The organism is Paracoccus indicus (genome assembly GCF_003056335.1).
GTDB classification, from domain to species: domain Bacteria; phylum Pseudomonadota; class Alphaproteobacteria; order Rhodobacterales; family Rhodobacteraceae; genus Paracoccus; species Paracoccus indicus.
Genome location: NZ_PYWA01000010.1, coordinates 100,952 through 121,145, shown reverse-complemented (window position 1 = coordinate 121,145; position 20,194 = coordinate 100,952). Strand labels below are relative to the sequence as shown.

General features: G+C 66.0%; 22 protein-coding genes. 11 read left to right on the top strand and 11 right to left on the bottom strand.

Translation table 11 applies throughout. The features are described 5' to 3' along the window. The first annotated feature begins 50 nt into the window (after nucleotides 1-50). The 3 genes from DDE75_RS15570 to DDE75_RS15560 all read left to right on the top strand — a co-directional run bounded on the left by DDE75_RS15570 (nucleotide 51) and on the right by DDE75_RS15560 (nucleotide 1,748). Nucleotides 51-419, top strand: coding sequence for a winged helix-turn-helix domain-containing protein (locus DDE75_RS15570; protein ID WP_108503287.1), 369 nt, complete (start codon nucleotides 51-53; stop codon nucleotides 417-419). A 97-nt stretch (nucleotides 420-516) separates the two neighbouring features. Next, nucleotides 517-1,098: a transglycosylase SLT domain-containing protein gene (locus DDE75_RS15565; protein WP_108503286.1), complete on the top strand. Its 582-nt coding sequence runs from the start codon at nucleotides 517-519 to the stop codon at nucleotides 1,096-1,098. A gap of 62 nt (nucleotides 1,099-1,160) precedes the next feature. Continuing rightward, nucleotides 1,161-1,748, top strand: coding sequence for a glutathione S-transferase family protein (locus DDE75_RS15560; protein ID WP_108503285.1), 588 nt, complete (start codon nucleotides 1,161-1,163; stop codon nucleotides 1,746-1,748). Here the strand turns inward: DDE75_RS15560 and DDE75_RS15555 are convergent. The 5 genes from DDE75_RS15555 to DDE75_RS15535 all read right to left on the bottom strand — a co-directional run bounded on the left by DDE75_RS15555 (nucleotide 1,745) and on the right by DDE75_RS15535 (nucleotide 7,544). Then, entirely contained in the window at nucleotides 1,745-2,938 is a 1,194-nt protein-coding gene (locus DDE75_RS15555) for a BaiN/RdsA family NAD(P)/FAD-dependent oxidoreductase (protein WP_108503284.1), read from the bottom strand. The genes DDE75_RS15560 and DDE75_RS15555 overlap by 4 nt on opposite strands. After that, nucleotides 2,935-3,963, bottom strand: coding sequence for a DNA polymerase III subunit delta (gene holA / locus DDE75_RS15550; RefSeq protein ID WP_108503283.1), 1,029 nt, complete (start codon nucleotides 3,961-3,963; stop codon nucleotides 2,935-2,937). The genes DDE75_RS15555 and holA overlap by 4 nt, the downstream gene beginning before the upstream one ends. 7 nt (nucleotides 3,964-3,970) lie before the next feature. Next, a complete protein-coding gene (lptE, locus tag DDE75_RS15545) occupies nucleotides 3,971-4,474 on the bottom strand; it encodes an LPS assembly lipoprotein LptE (protein ID WP_108503282.1) in 504 nt (167 codons plus the stop codon). Further along, nucleotides 4,461-7,001, bottom strand: a complete 2,541-nt coding sequence (gene leuS, locus DDE75_RS15540) for a leucine--tRNA ligase (protein WP_108503281.1) — start codon at nucleotides 6,999-7,001, stop codon at nucleotides 4,461-4,463. Before leuS ends, lptE begins: the two co-directional genes overlap by 14 nt. An 87-nt stretch (nucleotides 7,002-7,088) precedes the next feature. Beyond that, complete coding sequence (locus DDE75_RS15535; protein WP_108503280.1) at nucleotides 7,089-7,544, bottom strand: DUF3576 domain-containing protein; 456 nt, start codon at nucleotides 7,542-7,544, stop codon at nucleotides 7,089-7,091. A 289-nt stretch (nucleotides 7,545-7,833) separates the two neighbouring features. Here DDE75_RS15535 and DDE75_RS15530 point away from each other — a divergent pair, with 289 nt between their 5' ends. Both DDE75_RS15530 and DDE75_RS15525 read left to right on the top strand, forming a co-directional pair. Next, a complete protein-coding gene (locus tag DDE75_RS15530; protein WP_108503279.1) occupies nucleotides 7,834-8,862 on the top strand; it encodes a porin in 1,029 nt (342 codons plus the stop codon). Between the two features lie 57 nt (nucleotides 8,863-8,919). Continuing rightward, on the top strand, nucleotides 8,920-9,588 hold the full coding sequence (locus DDE75_RS15525; RefSeq protein ID WP_272482573.1) for a YggS family pyridoxal phosphate-dependent enzyme: 669 nt from the start codon (nucleotides 8,920-8,922) through the stop codon (nucleotides 9,586-9,588). Here the strand turns inward: DDE75_RS15525 and DDE75_RS15520 are convergent. Continuing rightward, complete coding sequence (locus DDE75_RS15520) at nucleotides 9,585-10,100, bottom strand: L,D-transpeptidase family protein (RefSeq protein ID WP_170310961.1); 516 nt, start codon at nucleotides 10,098-10,100, stop codon at nucleotides 9,585-9,587. The two genes, DDE75_RS15525 and DDE75_RS15520, sit on opposite strands and share 4 nt — an antisense overlap. Next, nucleotides 10,097-11,155 (bottom strand): GTP cyclohydrolase II, encoded by a 1,059-nt coding sequence (gene ribA / locus DDE75_RS15515; protein WP_108503278.1) that lies wholly within the window; start codon nucleotides 11,153-11,155, stop codon nucleotides 10,097-10,099. The genes DDE75_RS15520 and ribA overlap by 4 nt, the downstream gene beginning before the upstream one ends. A gap of 133 nt (nucleotides 11,156-11,288) precedes the next feature. Between ribA and DDE75_RS15510 the strand changes: the two genes are divergently transcribed. Continuing rightward, nucleotides 11,289-11,975 carry a response regulator transcription factor gene (locus DDE75_RS15510; RefSeq protein WP_108503277.1) on the top strand — a complete coding sequence of 229 codons (687 nt, stop codon included), beginning with the start codon at nucleotides 11,289-11,291 and terminating at the stop codon, nucleotides 11,973-11,975. A 174-nt stretch (nucleotides 11,976-12,149) separates the two neighbouring features. Here the strand turns inward: DDE75_RS15510 and DDE75_RS15505 are convergent, their stop codons facing one another. Both DDE75_RS15505 and DDE75_RS15500 read right to left on the bottom strand, forming a co-directional pair. Then, the gene (locus DDE75_RS15505; RefSeq protein ID WP_108503276.1) at nucleotides 12,150-13,124 is read right to left on the bottom strand and encodes a glutathione S-transferase family protein; all 975 of its coding nucleotides are present in this window, start codon (nucleotides 13,122-13,124) and stop codon (nucleotides 12,150-12,152) included. Between the two features lie 58 nt (nucleotides 13,125-13,182). Next, nucleotides 13,183-14,499 carry an MFS transporter gene (locus DDE75_RS15500; RefSeq protein ID WP_108503275.1) on the bottom strand — a complete coding sequence of 439 codons (1,317 nt, stop codon included), beginning with the start codon at nucleotides 14,497-14,499 and terminating at the stop codon, nucleotides 13,183-13,185. Between the two features lie 127 nt (nucleotides 14,500-14,626). Here DDE75_RS15500 and DDE75_RS15495 point away from each other — a divergent pair, with 127 nt between their 5' ends. Next, nucleotides 14,627-15,412 carry an exodeoxyribonuclease III gene (locus DDE75_RS15495; RefSeq protein ID WP_108503274.1) on the top strand — a complete coding sequence of 262 codons (786 nt, stop codon included), beginning with the start codon at nucleotides 14,627-14,629 and terminating at the stop codon, nucleotides 15,410-15,412. 36 nt (nucleotides 15,413-15,448) lie between these two features. On the opposite strand, the gene nhaC is transcribed toward DDE75_RS15495, so the two are convergent. Next, a complete protein-coding gene (nhaC, locus tag DDE75_RS15490) occupies nucleotides 15,449-16,951 on the bottom strand; it encodes a Na+/H+ antiporter NhaC (protein ID WP_108503273.1) in 1,503 nt (500 codons plus the stop codon). A gap of 141 nt (nucleotides 16,952-17,092) precedes the next feature. Between nhaC and DDE75_RS15485 the strand changes: the two genes are divergently transcribed. Genes DDE75_RS15485 through DDE75_RS15470 form a run of 4 tightly spaced genes read left to right on the top strand, consistent with a single transcriptional unit; the run spans nucleotide 17,093 to nucleotide 19,432 of the window. Continuing rightward, entirely contained in the window at nucleotides 17,093-18,007 is a 915-nt protein-coding gene (locus DDE75_RS15485) for a tetratricopeptide repeat protein (protein ID WP_170310960.1), read from the top strand. A gap of 3 nt (nucleotides 18,008-18,010) precedes the next feature. After that, nucleotides 18,011-18,637, top strand: a complete 627-nt coding sequence (locus DDE75_RS15480; protein WP_108503272.1) for an LON peptidase substrate-binding domain-containing protein — start codon at nucleotides 18,011-18,013, stop codon at nucleotides 18,635-18,637. Next, a complete protein-coding gene (locus tag DDE75_RS15475) occupies nucleotides 18,634-18,822 on the top strand; it encodes a Trm112 family protein (protein WP_108503271.1) in 189 nt (62 codons plus the stop codon). Before DDE75_RS15480 ends, DDE75_RS15475 begins: the two co-directional genes overlap by 4 nt. After that, entirely contained in the window at nucleotides 18,815-19,432 is a 618-nt protein-coding gene (locus tag DDE75_RS15470; RefSeq protein WP_108503270.1) for a rhomboid family intramembrane serine protease, read from the top strand. The genes DDE75_RS15475 and DDE75_RS15470 overlap by 8 nt, the downstream gene beginning before the upstream one ends. Nucleotides 19,433-19,508: 76 nt before the next feature. Here DDE75_RS15470 and DDE75_RS15465 read toward each other — a convergent pair whose 3' ends face one another. Next, nucleotides 19,509-20,186 carry a DUF2268 domain-containing putative Zn-dependent protease gene (locus DDE75_RS15465; RefSeq protein WP_108503269.1) on the bottom strand — a complete coding sequence of 226 codons (678 nt, stop codon included), beginning with the start codon at nucleotides 20,184-20,186 and terminating at the stop codon, nucleotides 19,509-19,511. Nucleotides 20,187-20,194 lie beyond the last annotated feature (8 nt).

Sequence of the window (20,194 nt, the reverse complement as noted above, 5' to 3'; positions counted from 1 at the left end):
GGCCCGCCAAGGCGCTATGCTGTCGGGGAATAACGAACATGAGGCGACGCATGACACAGACCGGCCCCCGGCTGCGCATCAAGCTGCGGCTTGAATACGATTCGCCGCTGATCCTGGGCCCGGGCAAGGCCGAACTGCTGTCGCGCATCGCGCGGCTCGGCTCGATCTCGGCCGCCGCGCGCGAGATGGGCATGAGCTACAAGCGCGCCTGGACCTTGGTCGAGGAGATGAACATCGCCTTCGCCCTGCCCGTCATCGACAGCGCCCGCGGCGGCCCCAAGGGCGGCGGAGCCACGGTCACGGAAACCGGCCGGAAGGTGCTGCAGCATTACCGCGCCCTGGAAACCCTGCTGCTGGACGCGGGCGCCGACGATCTGAACGCGCTGAACGCCCTTCTGCACCCCGAGGGGTCCAGCTAGGCCACCTGCCGCCCATCCACCGGGTTTGTGATTTCACCGAGCGGGATTTTTCCCTATGATCAGGAAAAAACGGACAAGAGAGCAGGACGAGGGCAGGATGAACACGCTTTTGAAGCTGGCCATCGTGGGGCTGGTGGCCTCATGCGGTGGTGGCAACTACAGCGCGCCGCGCCAGTTGAACAACGCTTGCGCGATCGTGGCGGAACGCCCCGCCTATCTGCGGGCCATGAAGAAGACCGAACGCCGTTGGGGTGTTCCGGTTCATGTGCAGATGGCCACGATGTACCAGGAATCAAAGTTCATCGGCGACGCCCGCACCCCCCATCAATACGCGCTTGGCGTCATTCCCATCGGTCGGCAAAGCAGCGCCTTCGGCTATTCCCAAGCCCTGGATGCCACGTGGGAGGAATATCAGCGCAAGACCGGCAACCGCCGCGCCAAGCGCGACAACATCCGCGACGCGACCGATTTCATGGGCTGGTACATGGACGGCAGCCAGCGCGTGCTGGGCCTGTCCAAGCATGACGCGACATCGCAGTATCTGGCCTATCACGAAGGGCGGGGCGGATTTTCCCGTGGCAGCCACCGTCGCAAGGGTTGGCTGATGCGTGTCGCGGCCCAGGTCGGCCAGAGGTCCGAGATGTACCGCCAGCAGCTGATCGCCTGCCGCAAGGCCTGATCAACGCGGCTTGACGCGACCGCCGCATGCAGGCCTTCTGTTGGAAAAACAGGGGGTCAGTCATGTACAACGTCATCGGCACCGCGAAAAGCCGCGCCTTCCGCGTCCTATGGATGCTCGAGGAATTGGGCCAGCCCTATACCCATATCCCGGCCAATCCCCGCAGCGAGGGCGTGGCCCAGTTCAATCCGGCGGGCAAGGTGCCGGTGCTGATCGACGACGGCACGCCCATCACCGATTCGACCGCGATCCTGACCTATCTGGCCGATCGCCACGGCCAGTTGACCCATCCGGCAGGCACGCTGGACCGCGCCCGTCAGGACAGCCTGACGCAATTCCTGCTGGACGAATTCGATGCGGCCCTTTGGCTGGCCGCCCGCCACAGCTTCATCCTCCCCGAGGAAATGCGCCTCAGCGCCATCAAGAACACCCTGCGGTGGGAATTCGAGGCCAGCCAGAAGACCCTTGTGAACCGCATGGGCGAAGGCCCCTTCCTGATGGGCGACCAGATGACCGTTCCCGACATCATCCTGACCCATTGCCTGACATGGGCGCTCGGTGCGCGTTTCCCCATCGTGGAACATGACCTGACGACCTATCTGGACCGGATGCGCGAACGCCCGGCGCATCAACGCGCCGCTGCGCTCTAGCGCCCGCTCAGCGCCCGCACGGCGGCCAATCCCGCGCGGCGTCCACTGGCCAGACAGGCCGTCAGCAGATAGCCGCCCGTCGGCGCCTCCCAGTCCAGCATCTCTCCGGCAACAAACACACCGGGCAGGGCGCGCAATTGCAGCCCCTCGTCCACGCCTTCGCGCATGATGCCGCCCGCGCTGGAAATCGCACGCTCCAAGCCCATCGGGCCGTCGTGGCGCAGCGGCAGCGCCTTGGCCGTCGCAGCCCAATCGGCGGCATCCCCAAGCAGAGGCTGCCCCCACTCCAGCAGCAGCGCCACCTTGACCGGATCGCCCAGCACCCGGCGCAACCAGTTGCCAAGCGACAGCTTGCCACGCGGTTTTCCGAAGCGCGCCGCCAGCGCCGAAATATCCAGATCGGGCGCCAGATCGACTCGCCCCGCGGCCCCGTCGCGCAGGGCCGCGGCCACCTCATAGATGCCGCCCCCCTCGATCCCCTGCCGGGTGATGACCCATTCCCCGCGACTGACCGCATCGCCCGCGTGGATTGCCACTCCCTTGACCGCAGCGCCCATCACCCGCGCCATCGCATCCGACCAGTTGACGCGAAACCCCATGTTCGCTGGCCGGAACGGCGCGACGGGCACACCCGCCCCCGCCAGCACCGGCTCCCAGGCCGCATCCGACCCAAGCCGAGGCCAACTGGCCCCGCCAAGTGCCAGAATCACCGCATCCGCCGCAATCACCTGTCGCCCCTCGGGCGTCGCGAAGCCGAAACCGCCGTCCAGATCAACCCACCGCCAGCGTGACCGCAGCTCGACCCCGCCAGCCCGCAACCGCTCCAGCCAAGCCCGCAGCATGGGCGAGGCCTTCATCCCGACCGGAAACACCCGCCCAGATGATCCGGTGAACAAGGGCACGCCCAAGCTCTCGGCCCATGCCATCACCTCGGCGGGACCGAAGGCTTCTCGGTTGTCGAAATACCCCGGGGTCCGGGGCAGCGCCCCGGCGACCTTGCCCCAGAACGCATCCGATGGCTCCGACTTGGTCAGGTTCAGCCCCGACTTGCCCGCCATCAGGAACTTGCGGGCGGGCGTCGGCATCGCCTCGGCCACGACGACGCGCCGCCCCTGCCCCATCAAGGCCTCGGCGGCCATCAGCCCGGCGGGACCGGCCCCGATCACCAGCGCATCGACCCGTTCGGTCACCGCCGCCCCCGGGGCTTCATCGACAGGCGCAGCAGCGCGCGTTCCACCAGCGACATCTGCGGGGCGCGGCTGGCGCTGCGCAGCGTCATGTCGGTCTGCAGCAGGGTCGAGACCGCCTCCTCCAGGGGTCCCATCCCCCAGCTTTGCGCCTGCCGCGCCATCCGGTCCCGCCGCGGACCAAAGACAGGCGGTCGCGCCCGCGCCAAGGCCACGCCCGGCCCGGCAGGGTCCGCCGCCGCCAGATGCAGCGTCCGGAAATGCCGCAAGGCCGCGATGCACAGGGCCACAGGGGAAATCCCCTGCCCCTCGATTCGCCGCATCAGGGGGCCGAAGTCCGCCTCGCGCCGCTCGGCGACGACATGGATCAGCTCGTCCAGTTCGGCCTCGATGGTCGCGGGGGCCAGCATGGCGATTTCCTCTGGCGTCAGCGGTGCGGGGTCTTGGTATTTGTACAGCCCGATCTTCTCGATCGTCTGACGCAGGTCGCCGGGGTCCAGAGCGCGGGACAGCAGCATCATTTCCTTCATGGCATCGCGCGGCACCTCGTGCAGGCCGACATCGGCCAGCCAGCGCGTCACCTCCTCGGGGCCGGGCGGATCGTCATAGATCGGTGCCGTCACCGCCTGCCCGTGTTTTTCGAACAGCTTGCGCAAGGCCGAGGATTTCGACAGCCCCCCCGCCGCCACCACGATGACCGCATCCCCCTGCCGCCAGTCGGTCAGCGCGGCGGCAATCGCATCGGCGGCGGAATCGGGGGTATCGTCCAGCAGGACGACGCGCGGTCCGGGAAAGAAGCCCACCTCGCGCACGGCGTCGATCAGTTGGGCAGGGTCCTTTCGCAGGCCCGCACCGGGCATGCGGGTCAGGCGCATCTCCTCGTCGGCCTTTTCGCCGACCAGCGCCTGCACCGCCTCGGCCCGCTTCATCGCGACCCGCATCGGGTCCTGGCCATAGATCAGCAGCCCCGGCCGCGACGGGTCGGGGCGCGACAGATAGCGCGAGATCTCGCCGCCTTTCAGCAGCATGCAAACCTCATTCCGGCAATTTCGACGCAGCCGCCAGCAGGCGGGTGACGACCTGGTCGGCCAGCATCAGCGCCAGCCGTTCGCGCGCACCACCTTCGGCGGCCAAGGTCGACACCGTCGTCCCCGTCGTCGAATAGGAGGTGAAGCTGCTGACCCGGCCCTGGGTGATCACCTGCCCGCCCGGACCCGTCAGGGTGAAATCGGCGGTGCCGTTCAGCGAATAGCGGGTCGTCACCTCATCGGGGGTGATGGCTTGGGCCGCGACGGTGGCGCTGATGCGATAGTCCAGATCATAGATGGCCGCGTCATCCGGCCCGATCCGTTCGGCGAGCCGCTGGTTGAAGACGAAATCCAAGGGCGTATCCGGGTCGCGCGGGCGCACCTTTCCGAACAGCTTCGTCCCGCCGCCCCCCGGTCCATAGACCGGGGTCAGCCCGCAGCCCGCCAAGGCCAGGGCCGCACCCAAGCCCAGCAGGACCGCGCGGCGGGACAGGCGGTCAGGCAACGACATTGACGATCCGCCCCGGTACCACGATCAGCTTCTTCGGCGCAGCCCCTTCCAGGAAACGCTGCACGGTATCATCGGCCAGGACCAGCGCCTCGATCTGGCCCTTGGGCATGTCCTTGGGGACCGTGATCTCGGCGCGGCGCTTGCCGTTGATCTGGATGGGCAGGGTCACGCTGTCATCCTCCAACATGGCGGGATCGGCCTTGGGCCAGCCGGCATCGACCACCATGCCCTGCCCGCCCGATTTCGACCAGACCTCTTCTGCCAGATGCGGCACCATCGGGGCCATCAGCTGGGCGATGATGCGCAGGGCGGCGCGGCGCGGCTCGCCCCCGGCCTTGGACTTGCCGACGGCATTGGCCAGCTCGTAAAGCTTGGCGACGGCCTTGTTGAAGGCAAAGCCCTCGATCGCGCGGGTGACGTCGGCGATGGCGCGATGGGCGGCGCGGGTCAGATCCTGATCATCGGGGCCGTCCTCGGGGGCCTCGTCGGCCAGGCGCCAGACGCGCGACAGGAACTTGTAGGCGGCCTCGGCGCCTGCAGCGGTCCATTCGACGTCACGCTCGGGCGGGCTGTCGGACAGCATGAACCAGCGCGCGGTATCGGCACCGAAGCTCTCGACGATGTTCACCGGATCGACGACGTTCTTCTTAGATTTCGACATCTTGGCCGAAGGGATCACCGTCACCGCCCGACCGTCGGCCAGCTTGCCGTCGGTCACATCCTCGGGCAGGTGATAGACGGGCCGGTCGCGGTCGTCCCGCGTCATGTAGATCTCATGCGTGACCATGCCTTGCGTGAACAGGGCATCGAAAGGCTCCTTGGCCTTTTCGGGCAGATGACCGGTCTTGACCATCGCGCGGGCGAAGAAGCGCGAATAGAGCAGATGCAGGATCGCGTGTTCGATGCCGCCGATGTACTGGTCGACGTTCATCCAGTAATCCGCATCGGCGCGGTTCGTCGGCGTGTCGGCACCGGGGCTGGTGAAGCGGGCATAGTACCAGGACGAATCGACGAAAGTGTCCATCGTGTCGGTCTCGCGACGCGCGGCGCCGCCGCATTTCGGGCAGGTCGCCTGACGCCAGGTCGGGTGACGGTCCAGCGGGTTGCCCGGCACGTCGAACGTCACATCCTGCGGCAGAAGGACCGGCAGGTTCTCCTTGACCTCGGGGACCGTGCCGCAGTTGTCGCAATGCACGACCGGGATCGGGCAGCCCCAGTAGCGCTGGCGCGAGATGCCCCAGTCGCGCAGGCGGAACTTGGTCACCCCCTCACCATAGCCCTGCGCCTCGGCATGGGCGATGGCGGCATCCACCGCGGCCTCGCCGGTCTGGTCGGCATCGCCCGCGAAACCGCGGACATAGGTGACGGTCTCGGATTTCAGCGGCACGAAGGGCGCGGTGGCGACCAGCTCGTCCGCCTGTTCCAGCGTCATCCCCGGCTGACCGAAGGTCGCGCGGATCGGCAGGCCGTACTTCGTGGCGAATTCGTGGTCGCGCTCGTCATGCGCAGGGCTGCCGAAGATCGCGCCGGTGCCGTAATCCATCAGCACGAAATTCGCGACCCAGATCGGCAGCTGCCAGTTCGGGTCCAGCGGATGGGTGACGGTCAGGCCGGTGTCGAAGCCCAGCTTGGGCGCGGTCTCGATCGCCTCTTCGGTGGTGCCGATGCGCTTGCATTCCTCGATGAAGGCGGCGACCTCGGGACGGGTTTCGGCCAGCTTCCGCACCAGCGGGTGATCCGGCGACAGCGCGGCAAAGCTTGCGCCCATGAGCGTGTCGGGACGGGTGGTATAGACCTCGATCGCGTCGAAGCCTTCGGGCGCATCGACGGTGGCAAAGCGGAACTGCAGCCCGCGCGACTTGCCGATCCAGTTGGCCTGCATCAGGCGCACCTTTTCCGGCCAGCCCGACAGCCCGTCCAGCGCCGACAGCAATTCGTCGCTGTAGTCGCTGATCTTGAAGAACCACTGCGTCAGTTCGCGCCGCTCGACCGTGGCACCCGACCGCCAGCCCTTGCCGTCGATGACCTGCTCGTTGGCCAGAACGGTCATGTCCTCGGGGTCCCAGTTCACCTGCGCCGACTTGCGGGTGATCAGGCCCGCCTCCAGCATGTCCAGGAACATCGCCTGCTGCTGGGCGACATAGGCGTCGTCGCAGGTGGCGAACTCGCGGCTCCAGTCGATGGAGAGGCCAAGCGGCTTCAGCTGTTCGCGCATGGTCGCGATATTGGCATAGGTCCAGTCGCGGGGATGGCCGCCCTGCTCCATCGCGGCGTTCTCGGCAGGCATGCCGAAGGCGTCCCATCCCATCGGGTGCAGCACGCTGAAGCCTTGGGCGCGCTTGAACCGCGCCACCACGTCGCCCATCGTATAGTTGCGCACATGCCCCATGTGGATGCGCCCCGAGGGATAGGGGAACATCTCCAGCACGTAATACTTGGGGCGTTCGTCGCGGATGGCGGTAAAGGTGCCGGCCTCGGCCCAGGCCTTCTGCCAGTTGGCTTCGCTTTCGGACGGGGTATAGGGCATGGGTCAACCTTCGGGCATGTGTTTTGCCACGCGGTTTATACCCCAGACCAGTGCGGGTCCAGTGTCCAGACCCGCAAGCGCGCGACCTTAAAGCCGGCCGTCCTGGATGCGCAGCTGGCGGGCACGGGTCAGGATCGCATCCTCGACCGCGCGGACGGTGCCCGGCTCGACCGCGGAACCGCCCGGCCCCTGCAGCGACAGGCGCAGGCTGCGCGCGTCCAGCGCCGGGTCGCTGACCTGGATCGTCGCGCGATAGGACCGGCCACCGCCGGGGGGCGTGCCGTAACCCGTCTGGATCACGCCGGTAAAGGGATCGACCGTCTGCACCGGCAGGAAGTTCAGCACCTGAAGGCTGGCGTTCCACAGGTACTTGTTCACGCCGACCGTCGCACTGGGATTTTCAGACCGCAGAAGCACGTCCTGAATGCGGGTCACGCGTTCGGGCTCCTGCGGCGAGGCGCGTTCGGCCGTCCCGCCACAGGCGGCCAGTCCCGCGCAAAGCGTCGTGACGATCATCAGGCGTGCGGCGCGTGCGGTCTTCATGCTGTCCCCCGGGCGTATTTCGCGTGGGCCAGCTTTAACGCGGAACGACCGCCCGCGACAAGCGCCTTGGCCACGGGCCGCCACCACCACCTCTGGCCACGCCCAAGCCCTGCAAAACGCGGGGTTCCGCGATCACGGAAAGGTGTGGCGGTTGTGCATCACAGGATCGGGGAAACCCCGGGGGGTCCGGTGATTCCGTTGCATCACGATTTCGAAAGATGGAAACAACAAGACATACCCAAGGCGGGAGGCCGGTTTGGGCAACAGAGAGACAAGAGGGAACACGACCATGAAAAAGGTTCTTTTCGCGACGACCGCGTTGGTCCTGACGGCCGGCATCGCTGCGGCAGACGTCACCATCTCGGGCTACGGCCGCACCGGTGTGCTGTATCAAGAGGACGGCGTTCGCGGCGACCGCGTTGACGCTGATGGCAACGTCTACTCCGCCAGCGACGCGATCGTTCAGTCGCGCCTGCGCATGAACATCGACGCGACGACCTCGACCGACCAGGACGTTGAATTCGGTGGCCGCATCCGCATCCAGTGGGACCAGGGCGACGAAGAAACCACCGTTGCACCCGGCTACGTCTACGTGACCTCGAACGGTCTGACCGTCGAAGTCGGTAACTCGAACACCGCCTACGACTCGGCCGCTCTGATGTACAACTCGGAAATCGGCGTCTACTCGCGTTCGTTCGGTAACTCGCGCGGCGACTTCTTCGCCTACAACACCGACGGCTACCCGACCTACGCCAACGTCATCGACGCCACCAACCAGCGTCGCGCCGACTACATGGGCGTCATGGTCAAGTATGCCATTGCCGGCGTGAACCTGCGCGCCTCGGTCATCGATCCCGACCAGGTCTATGACGATCTGGGTGGCGACGACGAGAAGGAATACAGCATCTCGGCCGACTACGTCTGGAACGACATGCTGACCCTGTCGGCTGCCTATGTGAAAAACGGCGCCGGTGTCGACGACAACGACCAGTTCTTCGTCGGTGCTGAGTATGCCTTCAACGACAAGACCGACATCGGCATGCTGTACTTCGACAACGGCGAACAGCTGAACGACGATGGCACGTTCGACGACTCGGAACTGGGCAACACCGTCACCCTGTACGGCAGCTACGAAGTCGCACCGCTGACCACCGTCAGCGCCTACGTCACCAACAACGACGCAGACACCAACGACACCGACAATGCCTACGGTCTGGGTGCTTCCTACGACCTGGGCGGCGCAAAGCTGGCCGGTTCGGTTCAGCGCGGCTATGACGAGCGCGTCACCGCCGACATGGGCGTCCAGTTCAACTTCTGATCTGATCCAGATCACGCAGTTGCGGAAAGAGCGGGCCTTGCGCCCGCTCTTTTCTTTATGTTCAGTGGCTTCATGGGTTTGACAGATATTACCAGCCGCCTTGCCGCGGCCGAAGCCGCCGCAGGACGCGCCCCGGGCAGCGTCACCTTGATCGCCGTCAGCAAGGTCCAGCCGAACGCGCGCGTTCAGGCCGTGCTGGACGCAGGCCACCGCATTTATGGCGAAAACTACGTCCAGGAGGCGCAGGGCAAATGGCCCAGCTGGCGCGACCGCTATGACGGCATCGAACTGCACATGATCGGACCGCTGCAATCGAACAAGGCAAAGCAGGCCGTCCAGCTGTTCGACGCGATCCACACCCTGGACCGCATGACCTTGGCCCGCAAGCTGTCCGCGCAGATCCAGGAACAGGGCCGCCATCCGCAGCTGTTCGTTCAGGTCAACACCGGCGACGAACCCCAGAAGGCCGGTATCCTGATGGACGAACTGCCGGGCTTCCTGTCGTCCTGCGCCCAGCTGGACCTCTCCCCCACCGGCCTGATGTGCATCCCGCCCGAGGGACTGGACCCGCAGCCGCATTTCGCGCTGCTGCGCAAACTGGCGGCCGACAACGGCCTGCCGCATCTGTCCATGGGCATGAGCGGCGATTTCGAGACCGCCGTGGCCGAGGGCGCGACGCATATCCGCGTCGGCTCGGCCATTTTCGGGGCGCGCGACTACGGTTAGGTCGACAGCCCGGCCAAGGGCGGCACGATCAGCCGCGTGCCGGGGGCCGCACGGGCCGCGATCCATCGCAGGTCGCTGCGGGCGAAGGCGATGCAGCCCTCGGTACCGAAATGCGGGCGGCGCCACTGGTGCAGAAAGATGGCCGAGCCGCCCCCGGCCCGCGCGTCCGGCCAGTTCCAATCGGTCGTCAGCACTAGGTCATAAAGCGGATCGGCGCGGCGCATCCGTTCGTGGCTGGCCGCAAAGGGCCCGCGGACATGGTGGTTGTAATCCGCATGACCGCTGGCGTCGCACCACAGGTCGGATGGCCCGATGGGCCTCGCCCAAGGCGTCGGTCGCGCCAGCCGGTCCGGACGGTACCACAGACCCGTGATCCGATGCCTGCCCACAGGCGTCGCGCCATCCCCTTCGCGCTTGGCGGGCGTCAGGCCGGTCTTGCCGATGGCGCACGGAATGACGCGCCCATGAAACCGCAGCCCCATCGGGGTCAGGACCATGTCGCCGCCGCTCATAGCAGATGCCCCGATTTTTCGGCCTTGGTGTCCAGGTAATCGGTGTTGTGCCGGTTGCGCGGGGTGATCAGCGCCACGCGTTCAGGAACCGCGATGCCGTGGCTTTCCATCATCGCCACCTTGCGCGGATTATTGGTCATCAGCCGCGTCGCCGTGAACCCCATGCCGCGCAGAAGCGCCGCACCGATGCGGAAGTCCCGCTCGTCATCCTCGAAGCCAAGGCGGTGGTTCGCCTCGACCGTATCGAAGCCCTGGTTCTGCAGGTCATAGGCGCGCATCTTGTTGGCCAGCCCGATGCCACGCCCTTCCTGGTTCAGGTAAAGCAGCACCCCCGCCCCCGCCTGCCCCATGGCATCCAGCGCCGCGTGCAACTGCGGGCCGCAATCGCATTTCAGGCTGCCCAGCACGTCGCCGGTGAAGCAGGCCGAATGCAGGCGCGCCAGCACGGGGGCGTCGCGGGGCGGATCGCCAATTTCCACTGCGTAATGTTCGGCACCGCCATCGTCGGGGCGAAAGATGTGCAGGCGCGACCGTTCGGCCCATTGCAGCGGCAGGCGGGCGGCGGCGACGGGCGCCATTGCGGCTTCGGTCGCAAGCTGCGCGATCACCGGGCCGGGGTTCAACCGCGTCAGCCCCTCGGGCGCGGGGGCGGGGACCAGCAGCATCGCGGGCAGCAGCTGCGCCGATTTTGCCAGTGCCAAGGCCGCGCGATGCGCGGTGACATCGCCGCCACGCTCGCTGGTCAGCGGGCCCTTCATCGGCGTCATCAGATCGCCCGAGGGGTCCGCCAGCGCCTGCAACCAGGCCAGATCGCCATGGGCCGGCACGATCACCCGCGCGACGCCCGGATCATAAGCACGCGCCTTCAGCGTCTGCGCCCGCCGGTCGGTCAGCGCCAGAACCGGCTGACCCAAGGCCCGCAGGTCGGCGAGCCGCAAAGGCGACAGGGTTTCCACCGCAGCCGCGATATGGTCCCCCAGAACGATGGGCAGGCCCATCCGCAGGTCGGCGCGGGCGCGGGCGATGGTTTCGGCAAGGGTCGGGATCAGGCTCATCGTGCCACGCATTCTTGAAACATATTGAAACATAGCGCCCGTTTCCGACAACTCCATGTGAGAATTCCGACATGTTGCTGGACGGAGAAGGGCGCGCACCCCACTCAAGTATCAACAAGCCATAGGAGGCAACATGCCCGGACTTAAAAAAATCCTGCTGGTCGACGACGAGGAAGACCTGCGCGAAGCCCTGGCCGAACAGCTGGTGGCCACCGATGATTTCGACGTGACCGAGGCCGGAACCGGCGCCGAGGCCGTCGAGGCCACCAAGAATGCCATCTTCGACTTGGTCGTTCTGGACGTGGGCCTGCCCGACACTGACGGGCGAGAGCTGTGCAAGAAGCTGCGCAAGCTGAACGTGAAATGCCCCATCGTGATGCTGACCGGCCATGACACCGATGCCGATACGATCCTGGGTCTGGACGCGGGTGCAAACGACTATGTCACCAAGCCGTTCAAGTTCCCCGTCCTGCTGGCCCGCCTGCGCGCCCAGCTGCGCACGCATGAACAATCCGAGGACGCGATCTTCCAGCTTGGGCCCTATACCTTCAAGCCCGCGATGAAGATGCTGATCGATCAGAAGGACCGCAAGATCCGCCTGACCGAGAAGGAGACCAACATCCTGAAATTCCTGTACCGCGCCCAGGACGGTGTCGTTCCCCGCGACGTGCTGCTGCACGAGGTCTGGGGCTATAACGCTGGCGTCACCACGCACACGCTGGAAACCCACATCTATCGTTTGCGCCAGAAGATCGAACCCGATCCCTCCTCGGCGCGGCTGCTGGTGACGGAATCGGGCGGCTATCGTCTGGTCGCCTGACGGTCGTTTCCGAAGCGGGTTCGGCCCCGGATCGGCAGGCTTTCGCCGATGCAATCAGGGCGGGAACCGGGACGGGATTTCGACGTTGGAACCATGAAGCCCAGTGGCCGGTGGATGCGGCCACACCCTCCCTCCCTGTTGGACTGCCCGGTGTTTTCACACCGGGCATTTTTTTCATTCCCGCCCGTGGGGTTCGTTCCAATCGGCATCAGGTCCGATAGGCACAATGCGATGCGGATTGATCATGTCGTGGCTGTAGTAATAGTGCCGCATGAAATGGTCGGGATGCACGGTCTGCGCGACTCCGGGCCATTGATACAGCTCGCGTGCCCAAGCCCAGAGGTTCGGGTAATCGATCACGCGGCGGCGGTTGCACTTGAAGTGCGTGTGATAGACCCCGTCGAAGCGGAAGATGGTGGTCAGCAGCCGCCAGTCGGCCTCGGTCAGGCGATCGCCGGTCAGGTAACGGTTTTCCGCCAGCAGCCCCTCGATCCAGTCCAGGCTGTCGAACAGCGGCCCCACTGCCTTGTCATAGGCCTGCTGCGATGTCGCGAAGCCCGCCTTGTAGACGCCATTGTTGACCGTGTCATAGATGCGGTCGTTCACCGCGTCGATCCGGTCGCGCAGATCGGCGGGATGGTAATCGTCGGTATTGCCGGTGATGCCGTCGAAGGCAGAATTGAACATGCGGATGATGTCGGCGCTTTCGTTCGACACGATGCTGCCGGTCTGCTTGTCCCACAGCACGGGAACCGTGACGCGCCCCGTCATGTCGGGCTGGACCTTAAGATAAATCTGCCGCAGGTAATCCAGCCCGAACTGGCGGTCGCCCGTCGCGCCGTCGAAATCCTTGCGGAACTCCCACCCCTCGGACAGCATCTCGGGGTGGACGACCGAGATGTCGATGTGATCCTGAAGCCCCTTGATCGCGCGGAAGATCATCGTGCGATGCGCCCAGGGACAGGCGTGGCTGACATAGAGGTGATAGCGCCCGCTTTCGGCCTTGTGCCCGCCCTCTCCGGTCGGTCCGGCGCTGCCATCCGCCGTCACCCAATCGCGGAACCTGGCGGCGTCGCGCTTGAATTCACCGCCATTGCTGTCGGTGTCGTACCATTGGTCCTTCCAGACCCCGTTCACCAGTTGGCCCATGCCATGTCCTTTCCTGCTGTGATGCGCCAACGGATGGCGCATCGTTCCGTTCCGACCCTCAGCCGATGGCGCGGTCGCGGGTCTCGGTGCGGATCAGCAGCAGCGCCGCCGCCGCCAGCACCAGCAGCAGCGCGAAAAGCCCGATGGCCAGCGTGAAGCTGCGGGTGAAGACAAAGGCCAGCAGGCTGGGTGCCAGAATGCCGCCAAGACGCGCGACGGCGCTGGCGGTGCCCATGCCGGTTCCGCGCAGATGGGTTGGGTACAGCTCGGGCGTGAAGGCATAAAGCGCGCCCCAGGTGCCCAGCAGGGCAAAGCTCATGATAATCAGGGATGCGGCGACCATCGCCGTGCCGCCGGCCATGGTGAACAGGAAGCATCCCGCCGCGCTGAGCAGCAGGAAGCCCGCCAGCGTTGGGCGACGGCCCACGGCCTCGACCCCCCAAGCGGCCAGCGCGTATCCGGGGATCTGCGCCAGCGCCAGGATGACCAGGAAGCCGTAACCGCGCACGAAGCCGAAGCCTTCGCTGGCCAGCTGCCCCGGCACCCAGATGAAGACGCCGTAATAGGACAGCGATACCAGGAACCAGACCGCCATCACGCCGATGGTGGACCGGCGCAGCGGCTCGGACAGGATCGAGGTCGCGCTGCCCGAGGGCACCTGCGCCGCCTGCAGATGCGCGTCATCGGGCAGGGGCGAGGCACCGTTGATGCGCAGGATGCGGTTGATGACGGTGCGCGCCTCGGCCTGGCGGCCCTTGCGGACCAAGTACATCGGCGATTCCGGGATCCAGAAGCGCAGGCCGAAACCGATCAGCGCCGGGACGGCGGCCACGAAGAAGATCCAGCGCCAGGGGGCCTCGGCGCCCATGCTGGCGGCGGCCCATGCGGTCAGGGCAACGACGATGGTGCCGATGGCCCAGAAGCCCTCAAGCCAGACCAGCCAGCGACCGCGCGAGCGGGGCGGCAGAAACTCGGCCATCATGGCGTAATCCACGGGCAGCGTGCCGCCCACCGCCACGCCCGTCAGGAAGCGCAGGATCAGCAGGACCGTGAAGTCGCCCGCCATGACCGAGGCGAGGCCAAAGACCGCATCCATCGCCACGGTGGCGATCAGCACCCATTTGCGGCCCACGCGGTCGGCCAGCCTGCCGAAGGCGAAGGCGCCTACGAACATGCCCATGAAGAACACCGTCCCGATGTTCAGCGCCGTCACGCGGTCCAGCCCGAAGGTCGCCGCGACCGAGGGCCATGCAAAACCCACCGCGATGACCTGCATGGCATCCGCCGCCCAGACCAGCCCGAAGATGCACAGCAGCCGCCATTGGAACAGCCCGGTCCCGCCGCGCGTCAAGGCCTCGTCTATGGTCAGTTTCATGTCGATATCCCCCGTTTCCCCTCTGTGGGTTCTTGCATAGCGGCAGGGGCGCACATGGCAAGCCTTGACCTCGACAGGATGCGGACCCGCCGCTAGGGTCCGGCCCGAACCGCAAAGGAGCGCCGCAATGTTCACCATCGCCACCTGGAACATCAACTCGGTCCGCCTGCGCGAGGGGCTGGTCGCCCGCTTCCTGGCCGAGGAAGCCCCCGATGTGCTGTGCCTGCAGGAATGCAAATCGCCCGTCGAACTGATCCCGGTCGAGCAGTTCCGCGCGCTTGGATACAACTACATGGTCGCGCGCGGGCAGAAGGGCTACAACGGCGTGGCGATCCTGTCGCGCCTGCCGATCACCGATGCGGGCGACCGCGATTACGTCGGGCTGGGCCATGCCCGCCATGTCGCCGCGCGGATGGAGAACGGCGTCACCATCCACAACATGTACATCCCCGCGGGCGGCGACGTCGCGGACCGCGAGGTGAACGAGAAGTTCGGCCAGAAGCTGGATTTCCTGACCGAGATGCGCGACGTCTTCCACGCCGACCGCCCCGAGAAATCGATCATGGTCGGCGATTTCAACATCGCCCCGCGCGAGGACGACGTCTGGTCGCACAAGAAGCTGTTGAAGGTCGTCAGCCACACCCCCATCGAGGTCGAGCATCTGCTGACCGCGCAGGCGGCTGGCGATTGGGTCGATGTGACCCGTCAGGACATCCCGCAGGGGCTGCTCTATTCGTGGTGGAGCTATCGTGCAAAGGATTGGGACGGGGCCGACAAGGGGCGGCGCCTGGACCACATCTGGGCCACCCGCGACATCGCGCAGGCCGCCCATGGCAGCCGCGTGCTGCGCCCCGTCCGGGGATGGGAACAGCCAAGCGACCACGTCCCGGTGCTGGCCAGCTTCGATCTGTGAAAAACGCCGCCCCCGGATGCGGGGGCGGCGCGGTCGTCAGGCCGTGGTCTCGTCGCTCAGGGCGTGACCTTCAAGGTCCAGGACATCTTCGTCCTGGCGATCCCAGTCCTGACGTTCCTCATCCGTGGCGCGGGGCGAGAACCATCCCGTCAGCGCATAAAGGATACCGATCACCGGCGCCGTCCAGCAGGCGAAGGCCAGCGGGATATACAACAGGTTGGTCAGATCGCCGCCCATGATGTTCAGCGACAGTGCCGTGATGACGAAGGCCCCGCCCGCGTTCCACGGGATCAGCGGCGACATCAGGGTGCCGCCCTCTTCGACCGCGCGGGACAGGTTCAGCGTCGAATAGCCCATGCCGCGGTAAAGGGGCGCATACATCCGCCCCGGCAGCGCGATCGAGATATAGGGGTCGCCCGCCACGACGTTGGTGGCGAAGGCCGTCGCGATGGCGCTGCTTTGCACGGCGGAAAAGCTGGTGACGCGGCTGATGATGGCGTTGATGATCGATTCAAGGCAACCGGTGCGTTCCAGCGCGCCACCGAAACCTAGTGCGATCAGCATCAACGAGATCGTCCACATCATCGACTGGATGCCACCCGCATTCAACAGGCTGTCGATATCGGCGACGCCGGTTTCGATCGAATAGCCCGATTGCGCATAGCTGAAGACGTCATGCAGCCCCGCGCCCTGCAGGAAGATCGCGACGATGGCGCCCAGCAGCACGCCGGTGAACAGCGACGGCAGCGGCGGACGCTTGGCAATGGCCAGCGCGACCACGACAAGCGCGGGGATCAACGGGATGATGCCGAGTGTGAACTGCGCCGACAGGGTGTCGGTGATGGCCTCGATCCGCTCGAAGCTGGTGGCTGCAGGGGTGATCAGCGAATATCCCGCCACCAGATAGACGGCCAAGGCGATCAGCATGGCAGGCACGGTCGTCGGCAGCATGTTCTTGATGTGATCGAAGATGTTCACGCCCGTGACCGCCGGGGCCAGGTTCGTCGTATCCGACAGGGGCGAGACCTTGTCGCCGAAGAAGGCACCGGAGACGATGGCCCCTGCCGTCCAATAGGGCGGAATGCCGAAGCCCGCGCCGATGCCCATCAGCGCGACGCCAATGGTCCCGACCGTCCCCCAGCTGGTCCCCAGGGACAGCGAAACCACCGCACAGAGGATCATCGCCGCCGCCAGGAATATCTGCGGGTTCAACAGGGTCAGCCCGTAATAGATCAGCGTCGGCACCGTGCCCGATGCGATCCAGACCCCGATGATCATGCCCACGACGATCAGCACCGAGAGCGATGGCATGGATACATGAATGACGTGAAAGACGCCCTCGCGGATGTCCATCCACTTCTGGCCGCGCATGACACCCAGCAGACCGGTGATGGCCAGCCCCAGCACCAGCGGGATATGCGGCGTGAAATCGCCGTAATAGAACAGCTGGATCGCCAGCAGCCCCAATGTCAGCACGATCGGCAGCAATGCCAGATGCAGCGGAGGCAGCTCCCGCGTGGTTTCTGTGGTTTCGCTCATCCGGTTCCCCATTCTCCTGGTCGTTTTCGTCACATGCCCGTGAGGGCGCGTCGGGGTCGTAACGCGCAATCCGCCCTTTTGTTCAACGCCTTCACCCCCCATATTAGGCGCAACCACGCGAACCGAATGACCGGGGACAAGATGACAATGCTTTTCGATGGTGCCGGCAACGCACCCCAGACCGATGACTTCATCAAGGACGTGTCGCAGGCTGACTTCATGAAGGAGGTCGTCGAGGCCTCGATGGAGGTGCCGGTCATCGTCGACTTCTGGGCGCCCTGGTGCGGCCCCTGCAAGACGCTTGGCCCGATGCTGGAAGCCGAGGTCGCCCGCCACAAGGGCCGCGTCCGCATGGCCAAGGTCAATGCCGACGAAAACCAGGCGATCCTGGGGCAGCTGCAGGTGCAATCGCTGCCCACCGTCTATGCCTTCTTCAAGGGCCAGCCGGTCGATGCCTTCCAAGGTGCCATCCCGCAAAGCCAGATCAAGCAGTTCGTCGACAAGCTGGCCGAAATGGGCGGCGACGATGGCGGTCTGGCCGATGCCATCGCCGCAGCCGAACAGATGGTTCTGGACAATGAAATCCCCGATGCCATCGAGACCTTCACCGCCATCATCGGCGAATTGCCCGACAGCCCCGAGGCATGGGGCGGTCTGATCCGCGCCCATTTGGCCGCAGGCGATCACGCGGCGGCGGCGGCCACCCTGACGCAGGTCCCCCCCGCCATCGCTGGTTCGAACCCCGTCGAGGCCGCCCGCGCCCAGCTGCAACTGGCCCAGCAGGCCGAAAGCGCAGGCCCGCTGGACGACCTGCAGGCGCGCGTCGATGCCGACCCCGCCGATCAGCAGGCCCGGTTGGAACTGGCTCAGGCCCTGCATGCCGCAGGGCAGGTCGAACAGGCCATCGATATCCTGCTGGAAAGCTTCCGTCTGGATCGCGACTGGAACGAGGGTGCCGCCAAGGCCCAGCTGATCACCATCTTCGACAGTCTGCCGGGCAAGGACCCTGTGGCGCAGAAGGGTCGCCGCCGCCTTTCCTCGATGATCTTCGCCTGATCGATGCCGCTGCGCCTCGATCTGCCCGACCGCATCGCGCTGTTCCCCTTGCCGGGGGCAGTGCTGATGCCGCGTTCGCGCCTGCCGCTGCATATCTTCGAACCCCGCTATCTGCAGATGATCGAGGATACGCTGAAGACCGGCCACCGCATGATCGGCATGGTCCAGCCCGAGGCTGACGGCCTTTCGGCCATCGGCTGCGCGGGGCGCATCGTGTCCTTCAACGAAAACGACGACGGGCGGATGATGATCTCGCTTGGCGCAATCTCGCGGTTCCGCCTGCTGGACGTGCAGGACAGCTTCGCCCCCTACCTGCAGGCGCAAGTGGATTGGTCGTCCTTCGCGCGCGACCGCGGCCAGCCCGAACATGATCCCGGCATGGACCGGCAGGCGCTCTTCGACCTGCTGGCCCGCTACATGGAAAGCCGCGACCTCTCGACCGATTGGGACGCCGCCGCCCAGGCCGAGGATGAACTGCTGATCAATTCCCTCTCGATGATGCTGCCCCTGTCGCATGGCGACAAGCAGGCGCTGCTCGAATCCCCCACTCTGGTCGACCGCCGCGAACTGCTGGTCGGCCTGATCGAATTCGCCCTGCGCGGCGACGAACCCGAGGAACGCCTGCAATGACCCAATCCGACTACGACCGCCACATGCTCGAGGCGCTGGTCTGCCCGGTGACCCATACGACCCTGCACTACGACGCCGAACGGCAGGAACTGGTCTCCAGCGCCGCAGGGCTGGCCTTCCCGATCCGCGCAGGCATCCCGATCATGCTGATCGACGAGGCCCGCCAGATCCGCGCCGATGACTGACACCGGACATCGCCTGCCCCTCTGGGTGCGGGCGCTGATCGTCCTCTGCATCGCGGCCGAGGCGGTCCTCACCCTCGCCGATCTGGCAGGCTATCCCCAGCTGCGTCCCGCGGCCTTCATGCTGGGCGCCTTCTGGTCGCCGCTGCTGATGCAGGGCGTCGGGCTCTATCCCGCCCAGGGCGTGACGATGTTCCTGACCTACGGGCTGCTGCACGACGGCATGCTGCACCTGGCGATGAACATGATCTCGCTGGTGGCCATCGCGCGAGAGCTGACCCGGATGATCGGATCACGGGCGATGGCGCTGACCTATCTGACCTGCCAGATCGCGGCGGGGCTGTTGTTCGCACTGATGCAACCGCAGGCCGGCCCGATGATCGGCGCGTCGGGCGCGGTCTTCGGCCTCGCGGGTGCCTTGGTCGGCTATGCCACCGTCAACCTGACCCGCCGCCACAAACCGCTGGCGCCCCTGATCCGATCCGTCGGGCTGATCCTGCTGCTGAACGTCGCGCTGACGGTGATGATGCCCTCGATCGCCTGGCAGGCGCATCTGGGCGGCGCTGCTGCAGGGCTGCTGATCGGCCTGGCGCTCGGCCTGCGCAAGGGCTGAGCAGACTTCCTGGTTGCGAAAATACCCTGCGGGGGGTCCGGGGGGCGCAAAGCCCCCCGGCGCGCGCGGGACGCAATCAGCTTTCGCCGCCCTCATTCCCGGTTTCGCCCTCCTCCCCCTCGGTCGCCAGCAGGCGCCGCATCGCGGGACGAAAGGCATCGGCGGGCGCCAAGGCCAGTGATGCGGCATCATCCTCGGGGGATGATGTAAGATGCTCGGCGATCAGCCTGTGCCCCAGACCATAGCCGGTCCATTTGCGCAGATCACCGCGCCCGAAGAACCAGCGCGCATGATCGTAATCCAACCGCGCCCATTCATTCATCGCCTGACGCGCCACGACCGAGGCCGGGCGAACCGCATCCCACGGGTCCGGCCTGCCGCCCAGAACCTGCAGCACGAAATGCCCGGCCAGCCCCTCGCTGACCAGCGCCGCGCCAAGCGACTTGCCATAGCCCGGCCCGTCCCATCGGATCAGGTGATGCATCTCGTGAACCAGCGTGCGGATCAGATGCTCCTCGGAGAAGCGGTCAGGGTTCAGCGTCACCTCGATGATGCCCGGCGATGGCGCATGACCACCGACGCCCCAATCGGGAATGCCGCCCCCGGGAAGGGCACGGATCACCAGATCGAACCGCGGCAGATCCGCATGCTGACCCGTCAACGCGACCGCCTGCTTGGCAGCCCCACGGATCTCGGCCATGTGGCGCGTCACGGCGTGACGCGCGTTCAGGAAATGCAGGTTCCAGAGTGTCATGTCGTTCC